Consider the following 14,192-nt stretch of genomic DNA (forward strand, 5'->3'; position numbering starts at 1 on the left):
TTTCGCCACGAACTGCACCGTTTTCCGGAGCGACCGCAATGAACCTGAGCGCAATGCTGGCTGAACATATCCTTTATAGTCAGCCGGATGAGTCAGCGCACCAGCACGCGCGTGAAGGCGTGCGGGACTTCCTGGCGGTGAGCTGGCCGGTGTTACAGGGCAAGGTGCCAGATAGCGGCTTACCGGCACTGCGCACAATCTACCGCGACGGCAGCGTGCGCTCGCAGGCGCTGCTGCTGGGCTATGCCGGACATGCGCTGGACTACGATGATTTTCATGCCGATTTTCGCGGTCATCCCAGTGTAGTGATCCTGCCCGCCCTGCTCGCCTGGCAGCAATATCAGCCAAAGCGCCTGAACCGTTTTCTGGATGCTTACGTCACGGGTGTGGAAATGGCTGGTCGTCTGGGACTGGCTGTCAGCCAGCAACATTACGCGCTGGGCTATCACAACACGGCAACGCTGGGCACCCTGGCAGCGGCGGCGGCACTGGCGCGTTTGCTGGCGCTGGAAAGTGATGCAACCGCGACCCTGCTGGGGATCGCTGCCACCCAGGCCAGCGGGCTACGCGCGCAGTTTGGTTCGGCGGTGAAACCACTGCACGCTGGTTTTGCCGCAGAACGTGCGGTGTCAGCGGCTCTGCTGACACTGGCCGGAATAGATGGCCGTCAGGCGGGTGTGATTGAGGCTTTTCTGGCAGCCAGCAGTTCGGGTCAGGCGCAGCCGGAGAAATTGCTGGAAAACTGGGGCCGCCCCTGGCGGATTAGCGCGCCCGGACTGGAGTTCAAACCTTTCCCAACCTGCGCAGGCACCCACAGCGCAGCGGAAGCGGCACAAATGCTGCGCCAGCAGTGGCTGGCAGCCGGCAAACCTCTTGATGCACTGCTGAGCCAGATTGTCGATATCACCGTCGCCTTCCCGCCAGGCGGTGACATCGCCGCTTCCATATCCGTTCCGACGCACGGCATTGAAGCGCGTTTCAGCCTGGAATATGTGATTGCTGCGATGCTGATCTACGGCGATCTGCGTTTGCAGGATTTCGCCGAAGGCGATCTCAATCATCAGATTATGCCGCTGGCCGCCCGCGTCCGTCGTACTCCCGATAACAGCGCGCCGCCCGATGCGATTAATCCCGCCCTGCGCTTCCATGACGTCTCGCTGACGCTGAGTGATAGCACAAAGCTGCATCAGCGCCGCACGCGCCAGCAGTCACTGGCAGAGAGTGTGGATGTAAACAGGAAACTGCAGCTGGCGCTGCAGGCGTCGTCGACCGATCTGCTGGCAGCCAGTGAGCTGCGTTCAACGGCAGATTTGCAGGCGCTGGGGCGCGCAATGCTGAGCGCCCTGTAACCGACTCATAACGGGGGGAATAAAGGCCTGCACCGGCGTGACTTCCCCGGCAAATTTACGCACCTGTACCACCGTAATCTGCCCGCTACATCCCTGCGCCAGAGATGACGTCCCGATATCCAGCGTCAGCACATTGGGATTACCGTGACGACAAAGCGGACGGGCGGCAGTGGCGTCGACCGGATCGTACCAGGCACCGGTTGGCAGCTGTACCACGCCAGGCATAACCGTGTCGGTGAGACGTGCGCTGGCGAGCACATGGCCCCGATCGTTATAAAGCTCAATGATGTCGCCATCCGCGATAGCCCGGGCTGCCGCATCCTCGCTGTTGAGGCTACAGACTTCACGCCCGCCACGCTTGCCACTCTGACTGAAATCACCAAAATCGAGCTGGCTGTGCAGGCGCGTCACGGGCTGATTAGCAATCAGCCAGAATGGGTAGTCGGCGCTGGGTTTTTGCTGCGGTTCACGCCATACCGGATGGCCGGGACAGTTGTCATAACCAAAGCTGGCGATAGTGGCGGAGAAGATCTCAATTTTGCCGCCTGCTGTGGGCAGCGGTGCAGCATCAGGGTCAGCGCGAAACGCATTCATCATCCGTCCACCATCCTTCACCTGCGGCAACGCCAGGATGCCCTGCTGCCAGAACTGATTGAAATCCGGTGTCTGCACCTGATGCGCCGCCAGTTTTTCCTGTAGCTGATGGTAAAGATGCTGCAACCAGCCTCGCGCATCGCGCCCTTCGCTAAACGCTTCTTCCCGGCCAAGTTGCCGGGCCAGATCACGGAAAATCGTGTAATCGTCCCTGGCTTCGGCGTAAGGCTGTGCCACTGGCTGCATGGCGATTAAATGGCGATCGGTCGGCGCACCGCCGATATCCTCTCGCTCCAGGGTCATGGTGGCGGGCAGGACGATATCAGCATGACGCGCACTGGCGGTCCAGACGCTCTCATGCACTATGAACGTATCCAGCTGGCAAAATGCCTGACGCAGCCGGGCCAGATCCTGATGGTGGTGAAACGGATTGCCGCCCGCCCAGTAAGCCAGCCGGATATGAGGATAAGTAAGCTGACGGCCATTGTAGTCAAACCTGGTGCCGGGATTGAGCAGCATATCGGCAATACGTGCTACCGGAATAAAGCGGTCGATACCATTTTTACCCTGCGGCAGGGACGGAAAGCTGACCAGATTGTGATGTTTGCCATAATGGCCCAGCGCACCCAGTGCATAGGTATAGCCGCCGCCGGGCAGCCCGGGCTGTCCGAGTGCCGCCGCCAGCACCAGGCCAAGCCACACCGGTTGTTCGCCATGCTCGGCGCGTTGTAAGGCATGGGCGACCGTAACCAGTACGCGCTTGCCGTGCAGCTGTCGGGCGAACTGCCTGATCAGGTCGCTGCTGACGCCACAGATCGCGGCCGCCCACGGCGCGTCACGCACCACGCCATCCTCTTCACCCCGGATGTAGGCCACCATCTGAGGCCAGCCGACACAGTAGCGCGCCAGAAATGCCTCATCGGTTAACCCTTCGGTGATTAATACCGCCAGCAGGCCGAGTATAAACGCCGCATCCGTTCCGGGTCGCAGCGCCAGCCACTCACCCTGTGCTTCCTCTGGCAAATCGCTTTTCAGTGGGCTTACCGAGATAAAACGGGTGCCGCGCTGTGCTGCACGCTGCATAAAACCGCGCTCGGTATGCTCACTCAGGCCGCCGCTGGCCACCTGGGCATTTTTCAGCGCCAGCCCGCCAAACGCCAGCACCACCTCGCTGTGACCGGCAATCTCTTCCCAGCTCACGCCACGCCGGGCGACTTCATTCATGTCGCCCACAATATGCGGCAGCAAAACCGATGCCGCGCCGGAGCTGTAGCTGTTAACTGAGCGAACATAGCCGCCCAGCGTGGTGTTCAGGAAACGGTGCACCTGACTTTGGGCGTGATGGAAACGGCCTGCGCTTGACCATCCGTAAGATCCGCCAAAAATCCCCGCCGGGCCGTAAGCCTCACCGACCCGCTTAAGCTCCAGTGCAACCCGATGACTGGCTTCCTCCCAGCTAACCGCGACATATTCATCTGCCCCACGACGCCGATCCGGGCCAGGCCCGTTTTCCAGCCAGCCACGCCGTATCATCGGCCGTGCGACGCGTGCCGGGTGATTAAGTGCATGACGGAAGTTTTGCAACAGCGGACTGGGGTCGGGATCGCCCCCCGAACGGCTCAATAAGCAGTTGATCGCCGCTGCGCTCAGCGTGAAAAGCGCCCCAGTGGGCGCTGTGCATTACCGGTTTTTGCGTCATCCTGCTTCCTGGTTATCACAAAAGAAACGGTGCTCAGAGCACCGTTGCGATAAAGTTTCTGACGCGTCCGTTGTCCGGATCGTCGAGTACCTGCTGCGTCGGGCCAGCCGCCACAATTTTGCCGCTCTCCATAAAGACGATGTTATCGGCGACCTCGCGGGCAAATCCGATTTCATGGGTGACAACCACCATGGTGATACCGGAATGCGCCAGCTGTTTAATGACCTGCAGCACTTCACCCACCAGTTCCGGGTCAAGCGCCGAGGTCGGTTCATCAAACAACATAACGCCAGGATCCATCGCCAGTGCGCGGGCAATCGCAACGCGCTGCTGCTGACCACCGGAAAGGTTTTGCGGCCACTCATCTTCGCGACCAGACAGCCCCACCTGTTTCAACAGCGCCAGTGCTTTGCTGGTCGCCTGATGGCGGCTCTGCTTTTTCACCCGCATCGGCGCATCCGTGATGTTCTGCAACACGGTACGGTGCGGGAACAGGTTGAATTGCTGAAACACCATGCCGATTTCCGCCCGCTGGCGTGCAATTGCACTGCTGTTGAGTTCGTGCAGCGCCTGGCCTTTTTTGTCGGTATCCCACCATCTGGCCGCCGATACGGATGGTGCCACCATCCAGCTTCTCAAGGTGATTAATGCAGCGCAGCAGCGTGGATTTACCGGAGCCGGATGGCCCCAGAATCACCGTGACCGACCCGGCAGGTATATCCAGGTTAACGTCGTCGAGGATGGTCACGCCAGAGAAGCGCTTAGTGACCTTGCGCAGTGCAATTGCTTCAGCCATTGCTCACACTCCTTTGGGTTTTCGGCAGCGAAAAGCGCGGCAACGACGGCCAGAGGCTGCGCTTTTCACGTCGCGTGACACCGCGGCCAAAATAACGCTCCACGTAATACTGGCCCACCGACAGCACTGAGGTCATCAGCAGATACCACAGGGTGGCGACCAGCAGCAGCGGGATCACTTCATAGGTGCGCTGATAGATAATCTGCGCCGAAAACAGCACATCCTGCAGAGAAATCACTGACACCACTGCCGTGGTTTTCAACTGGCCAATGATCTCGTTACCCGCTGGCGGCATAATGGCGCGCATCGCCTGCGGTAAAACGGTATGACGGAAAATCTGAGCCGGGCGATATCCAAGCGCGCGTGCCGCTTCAATCTGCCCATTACCCACGCTCTGGATACCCGCGCGCACAATTTCTGCGGCATAGGCGGACTGATGCATGACCAGCGCGATCACTGCCGCACTAAACGGGCTGACCAGCGCGTTGGACTGTGCACTCCAGATCTCACCTAAACCGGGAATCGACAGCGCTATTCTGGGATAGAGCGCCGCGATGTTGTACCAGAGAAACAGCTGCACCAGCATCGGCACGCCACGGAAAAACCAGGTGTAGGCCCAGCTCACCGCAACCAGAACCGGATTTGATGATAGACGCATCAGCGCCAGCACCGTGCCGAAGGCAAAGCCCAGCACCACTGAAATGGCGGTGAGCTGCAGCGTCATTAACACCCCCTGCAGAATGGAGGGCGCAGTGAAGTTTTCTGCGATGATCCCCCCACTCAAAGCGCGGATTGTTAATCATCGAATGTGCCATCGCCACCACGCACAACAGCACCACCAGCGCACTCAGCCAGCGTCCGTAGTAGCGTTTACTGACGATTTTCAGATCGTCAGTGTGGTTCTGAATCTCACTCATTTAAAAATCTCTTCGTTGCGTCGGGCTTCGGTCACAGCACCAAATCCGATTCCCCAGTTATCGAGGATTTTCCGGTAGCTGCCATCTTTGATTAATGAGTTCAGCGCGGCCTGCACGGCAGGTTCAAGTGGAGAGGCTTTTGGGAAAGCGACAGAGACCGGTGCATCGTTAACGGTGATTTCGCCGCTCATGGTCAGCGGTTTGATTACCTTAACCTGCCACAGCAGCCCCTCATAGGGACCCAGGAACAGCGGTACGCGACCGCTGACCACCGCCTGCACGCCAGCCGGACGATCCGGGAATATCGCTACCTTGATGGGCTGTTTACCTGCGGCCTCACAGTCTTTACTGGCTTCTTCCAGCCGCGTAACCTGGGTGGTACCGGAACCGGCGCCGACCTCTTTGCCGCAAACGTCACTGAGTGATTTAAACGGGGCGATACTGGCGTCTTTTCGGGAAATAATTCCCAGCAGGCTGGCGTTGTAGTAGCCGACAAAGTCGATCTGTTTCAGGCGGGTCGGTGTGGCGTTGATGTTCGACAGCGCCACATCGTAACGTCCGGTTTTCAGACCGGGAATGATGTTGTCGAAGCCGCCCGTGTCGCGCCACTCTACCGCGATACCCAGACGTTCACCCACCGCATTCATGATGTCGATTTCGCGACCGGCCAGCGTCTTATTATCTTCTTTATAAAAGGTAGTTGGCGGCGTATTCGGGTTTGTTCCTGCCACAATGTAGCCACGCTTGAGGATATCCGCAGGAATCAGCGTTTTCAGCGCCGGATCGGCTTTGACATGTATGCTGCTGTCAGCAGGCACTGAGGGTTCTGCCGCAAAGCTGACGGATGCGTTGAGCACGAGTGTGAAAAGGGTCATTCTTTTTTATCAATTTCACCGGAACCTTTCTCCTGATATTTAAAATGTTCCCCCCAGAGGGAAAAGCGATCGTGACCTGTTGTCAGCGCTGAAAGAAAGCCAGATAAGCGGCGGGCTCCAGAGCTTTTATCATCCTCGTAACGTTCTGTTGTCATTCTCAGTGAAGACCGGCGACGATCACAAATGCTAAAACCGGGAATATTTTGCTGGAATATGGCAATGGCGCGCCTTGCCAGCCTGTTGAACAGGCGCTGGCATCCTGTGACCGAAGAGATGAGCAGTTTGGTAAGGATTGGCGAGGCGAGAAAACGTCATACTGCGGTTAATTAATTGGCACAGCCAGGCTCTGATGATTAATAAAAATATAATTTCATTGATAAGTATTTATTGAAAAATCATCCCTCTGCGCCTGACCGATTCTTTTATCCGGGACTTATTTGATCAAAATCAATAACTATTTATTCAGGTAATGTAAAGACTGCAGCAGGCACGGGAATCATAATTTTAATCAAAATTATCAATACATTACACGAAGCAAATCAAAGATTAGCAGGCAGATAGTTTCCCTTGAGAATAATGAAAGCCTCATTAATCAGATCATTGATTAAGCATAAATAATATTAAAGCTTCGTCTGGCACTGACGATAAAAAGATCATCTTTGAATTATTTAACAGCCTCTTCTCTGCTTCTGATATCTCACTAAAGGTGAACCTTATGGGCCTTGCTCAACGCATCTCCGATATTAAAATTGGGAAAAAACTGGGCGTCGGTTTTATCGTCGTCATTGCTGCCTCCCTCGCCATTACTTTTATCGCTTTCGATTGTTTTCGCAGTATTAAAGACAACTCCGCCCGGCGCACGATTACCGTGGAGATGGTAAACACGTTAAGCAAGGCACGCCTTAACCGCACCCTCTACCAGTACACCAAAGACCCCAAATTTGCCACGCAGAACGTTCAGGCCCTGAAGGAGTTAGATGCCCTTTATAAACGGCTGGATGGATTTAAATGGGATGAGATGGGCCAGCAGAAAGTCGCACTGATGGGGCAGTTACTTAACGATTATCAGAATCAGCGCCAGACATTCGTAACTGCTGCGCAGGCGACAAGCGGTGCCTTTGATGCCATTAAACCGGGTGCCCTGATTGCGCTTGCGCATCAGTTTGAATCACTCGATATGGCTCTGACACCCGACGCGGCGCTGCCGGTCATGCACCTGGCCGCAGCGCTGTTTGATGCGGCCAATGTTGAAAAAGCGTTTCTCGATAAGCCGTCTGAGGCCAGCAGAGAGGCGATTCTTGAAGAATACACCGCTATCAACACCCTGAGCGAGCAACTGGATATTTTCGCCCAGCCGAATATTAATGACGTAACGCGAAATGTGCTCAGCACTCTGACGCAGCAACGCCAGGCTTTAACGCGCTATGTCGATGCGACAGAGAAAGAAAAGAGCGAATCGGCGGGCCTGACCACCACCGCAGAGCGGCTCAATGCGGTGGTTTCCGATACCTTTGCCTATCAGTCCCAGCTATCCTCTGAATTTATCAAACAGGCGGAGTGGCGCATTGCTTTTGCCGCGCTGATTTGTGTGGTTCTGAGTCTGCTGATTGCCTGGCGGATCACCCGCAACATTACGCTGCCATTAAAAGAGACGCTGAACGCAGCGCAACGTATTGCCAGCGGTGATTTAACAACCTCACTGAAAACCACACGTGGTGATGAGTTAGGTCAGCTGATGCAGGCGGTAGATGCAATGAACATCAGCCTGCAGAATATCATCACCAACGTGCGTGATGGCGTCAGCAGCGTGGCGCGTGCCTCGGCGGAAATCGCGGCAGGTAATACCGATCTTTCATCCCGCACAGAACAGCAGTCTGCCGCAGTGGTTCAGACCGCGGCCAGCATGGAAGAGCTCTCTTCAACGGTGAAACAGAATGCGGAGAACGCTCACCATGCGAGTCAGCTGGCGACAGACGCGTCAGTGAATGCCGGACGTGGTGGCGAGATTATCCGTGACGTTATCGAAACCATGAACAACATCAGCCAGAGTTCGGGCAAAATCGGCGAGATCATTCACGTCATCAACAGCATCTCTTTCCAGACCAATATTCTGGCCCTTAACGCCGCCGTCGAAGCGGCACGAGCCGGAGAGCAGGGTCGCGGATTTGCGGTAGTTGCCGGTGAAGTCAGAAATCTGGCCCAGCGCAGTTCACTGGCCGCCAAAGAGATTGAAACGCTGATACGCGAGTCACTTGATCGGGTTCATGATGGTTCTGAATTTGTGGAACGCGCCGGTACCACCATGGATGACATCGTCCGCTCTGTCAGTCAGGTTAAAGATATTATGGGTGAGATTGCTGCCGCCTCTGACGAGCAAAACCGCGGCATTTCTCAGATCGCCACGGCAATGGCCGAGATGGATACCACGACGCAACAGAACGCCGCGCTGGTTGAAGAGTCCTCCGCCGCAGCCAGCTCACTGGAATCTCAGGCAGATGAACTGGAAAAAACAGTGGCCGTATTCCGTCTCTCTCCTGGGGAGAGCAGTAGCAGCCGGGGCGCACCTGCCCTGTCACCGCGTTTAGTACCCGCTGTGCCCGTTAATGCATCCGCAGACTCAAGCTGGGAAAGCTTTTAACGGTTAGCGAAGCGTTAATTCTGTCTGACTGTAAATAGAGCCAGCCTTAATTATTGAGGCTGGCTTTGAAATGAGGGTAGATAAGAATCGCGATCGGTCTGTACAGAAAGCGATGGAGAGAGAGTTGTCGTCCCTGACAGCTTCTCCGGCCGGTATACGCTTTCGCGCAACCGATGAGGTCGTCCGCTTCGTCGTTTTCCGGCCGGAGCCGGACTACGTCCATTGGCATCAGTTCCGTTACTGCTAGTTCAGCTCTTCGTTCAGGCTTGCAAGCGTCTGCAGGTACGGCACCTGCTGTTGAGCAATCGCCGGTGACTCAAAACTACTCAGCCAGCTTCTGGCTTCGGCGATTTTCGTCAGCCGATCCGCGTTGCTTTCAGATTTCGCCATATAACCCAGTTGGGTAAAGAGTGTTGCGATACTGATTTCTTTTTCACCAAGGGCAAGGCTTAGTGCCGCTTCGCCAATAATGACGTGGCCTTTCTCGTCGTTTTGAAATAACACAGAAAATCCTCCATTAGATACGAATTGATGACAACCTCACCAGAGACTGTAGTCGTAAAAGAGAGAACTGCCCGAATTTATCACTAAAAATCGCGCAACTTGCTGAACAAATGTTCTTAATGTTTTTTTTCCGGATTGTTCTGTTTGTCTCTGCCGCCCTTCCTGTCAGACTTGCTTTTAAATTCACGATGGGATGTCACCATGAAACTTTCCATTCTCCTTACGCTGCTGGCTGCGACGGTCTGCTCCGTTTTTGCTGCCCATGGCAAATTTGAAACGCAGCAGGCTGGCCAGTCACTCTTCACGCAAAGCGGGGAAACGATCAGCGAAGAATAATGGCTGCGCGCAGTATCGTCAGTGACCGGCCAATCGGTTATGATCCGTTGCCATTTACCTGCCGGTTGCCCGATGTCTGCCATTATCGATACGTTTATCGCCCCGCCCTGCTTTGATGAGATAACCCTCCTCTTTCAGGACGACCATCTGCTGGTGATCAATAAACCCAGCGGCTTGCTGAGCCTGTCAGGCAAAAATCCGCAAAACCTCGATTCGGTGCATCATCGGCTGGTGAAGCTTTTTCCTGGCTGCGCGCTGGTTCATCGGCTCGATTTTGGCACCTCCGGGCTGATGGTCGTAGCACGGAGCAAAGCGATTAACGCGGCACTCTGCCAGCAGTTCAGCCAGCGCAGCGTGCGTAAAACTTATCAGGCGCTGCTGTGCGGGCACCTTGCCGATGACGAAGGCGTTATTGATGCCGCGATATCGAAAGATCCGGCGCAGTTTCCCCGGATGGTGATTTGCCCGATCCAGGGGAAACCTGCGCGCTCACGCTACCGGGTCATAGAACGCGGTTATTATCAGGAAAAAAAGGGAAAGGGATTGCCGGTCACGCGGGTTGAACTGATGCCGGAAACCGGGCGCACCCATCAGCTGCGCATTCACTGTCAGCAACTGGGGCACCCGATTCTGGGCTGTGATCTCTACGGCGGGCTTTTGCTGCCTGGCGCGGATCAGGCAGAGAGACTGATGCTGCACGCCAGCGGATTGACGTTTGTTCATCCTGTCAGCGGCAGCACGCTGCAACTCTCTGCCGACAGCCCGTTCTGAATGCGTCAGCGCGCTGTTACCACATCAAATCATCGGGCACTTTGAAATCAGCATAAGGATCATCTTCGTCCTGTGCTTCTTCGCTTAATGCACTGTTTAATACGATGGCACTGGCATCACGCTGCGCAATTTTATCCGCTACGCTGGCCGGGATGATGGCGTACTGGCTCTCGCCATTATTGTCAGCTGCCAGGCGGGCAATGGCGAGACGCCCATTGATCAACTGAGTCTGCGTCAGCTTATCCACCATAATCTTTTTGATCAGGTTATTGTCGGTGAAGTTGAAGCTGATGTTGCCTCTTGCCACGTCAATTTTGTTCATTTCGATCAGCTGTTTGACCTGCGCTTTGTACTCTTTAGACAGCACAGCCAGCTTCTGCTGCTCGTTCAGCTGCTTATCCCGCTCAAGCTGCGCTTTTTTGTTATCTTCCACCGCAGCTCTGGCTTCGCGTGCCTGAACCCTGGATTTCTTCGCTGTCCGCTGAACCTTGTCCATTTTTTTGCTGGATACTAATCCCGCTTTCAGCATCTGCTCTTGCAAGGTGAGTTTTGTCATTGTCGTCTCTGAACCCGTGAAATAATGTCCGGGATTATACCTGTAATCATCCGGGCTGTACCAGGTTGCCGCACCTGCCGCGCCCGCGATTGCGGGCAGCCTCTCAACACTGTGCTAACATTCCCCGGTCAAAATCACCTTATTGAGCACCATGTCAGAGCTAACAAAACGTAAAAATGACCCTGAAGGGCTGAAAAAACGCATCATCGCAGGCGCACTGAAAACCTTCGCGGAGTTTGGTATGCAGGGTGCCAGGCTGGAGCAGATTGCTGAGCATGCGCAAACCACTAAACGCATGGTGGTCTATCACTTTGGCAGTAAAGAGCAGCTTTATATCCACGTGCTGGAGCAGGTTTATCAGCAGATACGTCAGCATGAAACCGGCCTGAACCTGGCGGCGATGGAGCCGGAACTGGCCATGACCCGCCTGGTGGAAGCCAGTTTTGATTACCATGTCGAGCATCCCGATTTTATCCGGCTGGTCTGCAGTGAGAACCTGTTGCGCGGGCGCTACATCACCCAGTCGCCGCAGATTAAAGCCCTTAATCGCAGCGCGCTGGATCTGCTGGATGACATTCTGGCACGCGGTCAGCAACAGGGCGTGTTCACTGCCGATGTGCAGACCATCGATGTCCATCGCCTGATCAGCAGTATCTGCGTTCATCACGTCTCAAACCGCTACACCTTCAACGCCCTTTTCAGCCCGGACAACAGCGAAGCAGAGAGTATCCGCCGCAATCGTCAGCTGGCTGTAACCGCAACGTTACGCTATATCCGCAAATAATTGCCCGCAGGCCGGGCTGCGCTTAGCCATAGTCTACGCTTACTGATACTTGTCACTAAAATGCAATAATAAGGAATGCTGTTGTGAGCAGAGATGCACGCCTCTATCCGCTTCGTCAGACCCATGTTGAACCCGATGATGATGCGCTGTGGAACTGGGCGCAGAACGCGCAAATCGGCAGCCGTCACCAGGTTCAGCGTCCCGCCAGTGAAGCGGAATTACAGAGACTTATCCGGGAGTCACACGGCCAGATTCGGGTGATCGGCAGCAAGCTGTCGCCTGGTCGTATGCTGCATGTCAGTGATGACGATGTGCTGCTCGATCTCAGCGCCCTGAGCGGCCAGCTTGCCAGTGATGAACAGAGCGTGACCTTTGGTGGTGCGACCCCGCTTGAGCAGGTCTATCGCAGCCTGACCGAAATGAACCGCATGCTGGCTTCATCGCCAGGCGTGATTGCGATTCAGACACTGGCGGGCGCGATGGCGACCGGAACGCACGGCCAGGGATTGCAGCAGAGTTCGATTGCCGACGAAGCGCTGGCAATCAGAATGGTGCTGGCCGATGGCAGCGTGCGCGAATTTGTTCGTGGCGACGCTGACTTCCCGGCAGCGCAGGTCTCACTGGGCGCACTAGGCATTGTTACCGCGGTAACCCTGCGTACCCAGCCGTTTAGCATCTTCACCTGCCACAAATATGCCGTCTCTGCCGATACCCTTGAAGAGGATCTGCTGCGCTGGAACAACGACTATCCGCTGAGCAAAGCCTGGTGGTTTGTCGATGACAACCTGATGCACGTCTGGAACGCCCATGAGGCGAGTGATGAAGAGCGTCAGCGCTACGAAGCGCAGGGTCGTCAGGTGGTGGAACATGAGGGCGACGTTGACGAAAGCCTCAACGACACCATCGACCAGACGCTGGCACATATGCACCGCGATACGCAGATTGAGGGCAAAGGGGGAAAACAGTTTCGCACCGTCACCCGTTTTCGTGATTTCACCGATGTTACCGGTGACATTTACCAGCTCTTCTGCCGCGGCATTGCGGTGCCGCAGATCAATGTGGAAATCGGCGTGCCGCTGGCAAAAACCCCGGCCATCATTCGCCGCATCAAGCAGTGGTATGCCGAGAACCGTCCGCATATGCACTACCCGATTATCCTGCGCTGCACCGGTGCATCATCGGCCTGGCTCAGTCCGGCCGCTGACCAGCCAACCTGCTTTTTCGGCTTCGTGGTCTATTACGCCGACGATGGTTCGCTGTCGCAGGAAGGCCTGCACTTCCTGACTGAAGTGGAAAAACTGCTGGCCGAAGAGGGCGGACGCCCGCACTGGGGCAAATATTACGATGAAGAACGTTACAACTGGCGTGAGATCTATCCGCAGTGGGACGCCTTCCGCGCCCTGCGCAGCCAGCTCGACCCAAATGGCCGACTGGGTAACGACTACATCACGCCACTTTTTGACTGATTGAGGAAAGCTATGTTTGCCTGGGTAACGCTGTTAACTCAACCCGATTATCTGGTGGGCGTGAAAGCGCTGCACCGTTCGCTGCAACAGAGCCACAGCCAGTGGCCGCTGGTGGTGATGACCACGCCGGCGATTTCAGCGTCTGACTGTCAGATTTTGCAGGATGAGGGCTGTGTCATTAAACCGGTCGACCCCCTCTATCCGCGCGACGATCTGGATCAGCACTACGCATCGGCGCAGTTCGGCGAAGTCTGGACCAAGCTGCGCGCCTGGCAGCTAACCGATTATGAGCGCGTCGTGTTTCTGGATGCCGATATGCTGGTCCTTCAAAACATGGATGAGCTTTTTACCCTGGATCTGGGCGATAACCCGCTCGCCGCCTGCCACGCCTGCCGCTGTAATCCCAACCAGATTGCCTCTTATCCGGCAGAGTGGCAGCCTGAGCAGTGCCACTATACCTGGCAGGCGCGCGGTGAAAAGGCGCCAGAGAGTGTGGATCTTTACCTGAACGGTGGTTTTCTGGTGCTGAAGCCCGATAATGCGATGTTCGACGCACTGGAAAAGCGTATTGCCGCCATCGATGATCTCAGTAACTATCCCTTCTCCGAGCAGGATCTGCTGAACGAAGTGTTTGCCGATCGCTGGAAGCCGCTCTCTTACATCTACAATGCATTGAAAACGCTGCCGTTTCAGCATAGCGGTCTCTGGCACGATGATGAGGTGAAGAACCTGCACTATATTCTGGCAAAACCGTGGAAACGCGATCTCAGCCAGCCCGAGAGTCAGCGCGATCGCTTTTATGCGCTGGATAAATTGTGGTGGGAAAAAAGCGGTCTGATCTGATCGGCTATGGGCGGGAAGCCAACGTTTCCCGCCCTGCCCGCCTGGGTTAATCAACACATCGGCA

General features: G+C 55.7%; 11 protein-coding genes and 3 pseudogenes. 6 read left to right on the top strand and 8 right to left on the bottom strand.

All coding sequences use genetic code 11. The features are described from left to right. The first annotated feature begins 38 nt into the window (after positions 1-38). Positions 39-1,349, top strand: coding sequence for an MmgE/PrpD family protein (locus JNO11_RS12420; RefSeq protein WP_033778862.1), 1,311 nt, complete (start codon positions 39-41; stop codon positions 1,347-1,349). Here JNO11_RS12420 and JNO11_RS12425 read toward each other — a convergent pair. From JNO11_RS12425 to JNO11_RS12445, 5 genes and pseudogenes are all read right to left on the bottom strand, one after another. Continuing rightward, a pseudogene (locus JNO11_RS12425) lies at positions 1,299-3,642 on the bottom strand (molybdopterin-dependent oxidoreductase). The gene JNO11_RS12420 and the pseudogene JNO11_RS12425 overlap by 51 nt on opposite strands. Before the next feature lie 33 nt (positions 3,643-3,675). After that, a pseudogene (locus tag JNO11_RS12430) lies at positions 3,676-4,438 on the bottom strand (amino acid ABC transporter ATP-binding protein). Next, positions 4,431-5,355, bottom strand: a pseudogene (locus JNO11_RS12435) (amino acid ABC transporter permease). The pseudogenes JNO11_RS12430 and JNO11_RS12435 overlap by 8 nt, the downstream one beginning before the upstream one ends. Beyond that, a complete protein-coding gene (locus JNO11_RS12440; protein WP_154210390.1) occupies positions 5,352-6,230 on the bottom strand; it encodes an ABC transporter substrate-binding protein in 879 nt (292 codons plus the stop codon). Before JNO11_RS12440 ends, JNO11_RS12435 begins: the two are co-directional and overlap by 4 nt. Further along, entirely contained in the window at positions 6,227-6,385 is a 159-nt protein-coding gene (locus tag JNO11_RS12445; protein WP_325177370.1) for a hypothetical protein, read from the bottom strand. The genes JNO11_RS12440 and JNO11_RS12445 overlap by 4 nt, the downstream gene beginning before the upstream one ends. Positions 6,386-6,945: 560 nt before the next feature. On the opposite strand from JNO11_RS12445, the gene JNO11_RS12450 reads away from it, so the two are divergent. Further along, complete coding sequence (locus tag JNO11_RS12450) at positions 6,946-8,868, top strand: methyl-accepting chemotaxis protein (protein WP_325177371.1); 1,923 nt, start codon at positions 6,946-6,948, stop codon at positions 8,866-8,868. 243 nt (positions 8,869-9,111) lie between these two features. On the opposite strand, the gene JNO11_RS12455 is transcribed toward JNO11_RS12450, so the two are convergent. Together JNO11_RS12455 and JNO11_RS12460 are read right to left on the bottom strand one after the other, a co-directional pair. After that, on the bottom strand, positions 9,112-9,372 hold the full coding sequence (locus JNO11_RS12455) for a hypothetical protein (protein ID WP_010247965.1): 261 nt from the start codon (positions 9,370-9,372) through the stop codon (positions 9,112-9,114). A gap of 116 nt (positions 9,373-9,488) precedes the next feature. Next, positions 9,489-9,791 carry a hypothetical protein gene (locus JNO11_RS12460; protein ID WP_325177372.1) on the bottom strand — a complete coding sequence of 101 codons (303 nt, stop codon included), beginning with the start codon at positions 9,789-9,791 and terminating at the stop codon, positions 9,489-9,491. Between JNO11_RS12460 and JNO11_RS12465 the strand changes: the two genes are divergently transcribed. After that, complete coding sequence (locus JNO11_RS12465; RefSeq protein WP_325177373.1) at positions 9,781-10,479, top strand: RluA family pseudouridine synthase; 699 nt, start codon at positions 9,781-9,783, stop codon at positions 10,477-10,479. The two genes, JNO11_RS12460 and JNO11_RS12465, sit on opposite strands and share 11 nt — an antisense overlap. Positions 10,480-10,495: 16 nt before the next feature. Here the strand turns inward: JNO11_RS12465 and JNO11_RS12470 are convergent, their stop codons facing one another. Then, positions 10,496-11,035 carry a DUF2058 domain-containing protein gene (locus JNO11_RS12470; protein ID WP_010247968.1) on the bottom strand — a complete coding sequence of 180 codons (540 nt, stop codon included), beginning with the start codon at positions 11,033-11,035 and terminating at the stop codon, positions 10,496-10,498. A 151-nt stretch (positions 11,036-11,186) separates the two neighbouring features. Between JNO11_RS12470 and JNO11_RS12475 the strand changes: the two genes are divergently transcribed. The 3 genes from JNO11_RS12475 (at position 11,187) to JNO11_RS12485 (ending at position 14,128) form a co-directional block, all read left to right on the top strand. Beyond that, positions 11,187-11,819 (top strand): TetR family transcriptional regulator, encoded by a 633-nt coding sequence (locus JNO11_RS12475; RefSeq protein ID WP_010247970.1) that lies wholly within the window; start codon positions 11,187-11,189, stop codon positions 11,817-11,819. Between the two features lie 83 nt (positions 11,820-11,902). After that, a complete protein-coding gene (locus JNO11_RS12480) occupies positions 11,903-13,285 on the top strand; it encodes a D-arabinono-1,4-lactone oxidase (protein WP_132500078.1) in 1,383 nt (460 codons plus the stop codon). A gap of 12 nt (positions 13,286-13,297) precedes the next feature. Then, complete coding sequence (locus JNO11_RS12485) at positions 13,298-14,128, top strand: glycosyltransferase family 8 protein (RefSeq protein WP_010247974.1); 831 nt, start codon at positions 13,298-13,300, stop codon at positions 14,126-14,128. The last annotated feature ends 64 nt before the right edge of the window (positions 14,129-14,192 follow it).

It is taken from the genome of Pantoea sp. 1B4 (assembly GCF_016925765.1).
GTDB classification, from domain to species: domain Bacteria; phylum Pseudomonadota; class Gammaproteobacteria; order Enterobacterales; family Enterobacteriaceae; genus Pantoea; species Pantoea agglomerans.

Bases quoted from the DNA above. Each gene is read 5' to 3' on its own strand.
- JNO11_RS12445 (WP_325177370.1), bottom strand. From the start codon at position 6,385: ATGACAACAGAACGTTACGAGGATGATAAAAGCTCTGGAGCCCGCCGC.
- JNO11_RS12470 (WP_010247968.1), bottom strand. From the start codon at position 11,035: ATGACAAAACTCACCTTGCAAGAGCAGATGCTGAAAGCGGGATTAGTA.
- JNO11_RS12475 (WP_010247970.1), top strand. From the start codon at position 11,187: ATGTCAGAGCTAACAAAACGTAAAAATGACCCTGAAGGGCTGAAAAAA.
- JNO11_RS12465 (WP_325177373.1), top strand. From the start codon at position 9,781: ATGTCTGCCATTATCGATACGTTTATCGCCCCGCCCTGCTTTGATGAG.
- JNO11_RS12440 (WP_154210390.1), bottom strand. From the start codon at position 6,230: ATGACCCTTTTCACACTCGTGCTCAACGCATCCGTCAGCTTTGCGGCA.
- JNO11_RS12460 (WP_325177372.1), bottom strand. From the start codon at position 9,791: ATGGCAGACATCGGGCAACCGGCAGGTAAATGGCAACGGATCATAACC.
- JNO11_RS12485 (WP_010247974.1), top strand. From the start codon at position 13,298: ATGTTTGCCTGGGTAACGCTGTTAACTCAACCCGATTATCTGGTGGGC.
- JNO11_RS12450 (WP_325177371.1), top strand. From the start codon at position 6,946: ATGGGCCTTGCTCAACGCATCTCCGATATTAAAATTGGGAAAAAACTG.
- JNO11_RS12420 (WP_033778862.1), top strand. From the start codon at position 39: ATGAACCTGAGCGCAATGCTGGCTGAACATATCCTTTATAGTCAGCCG.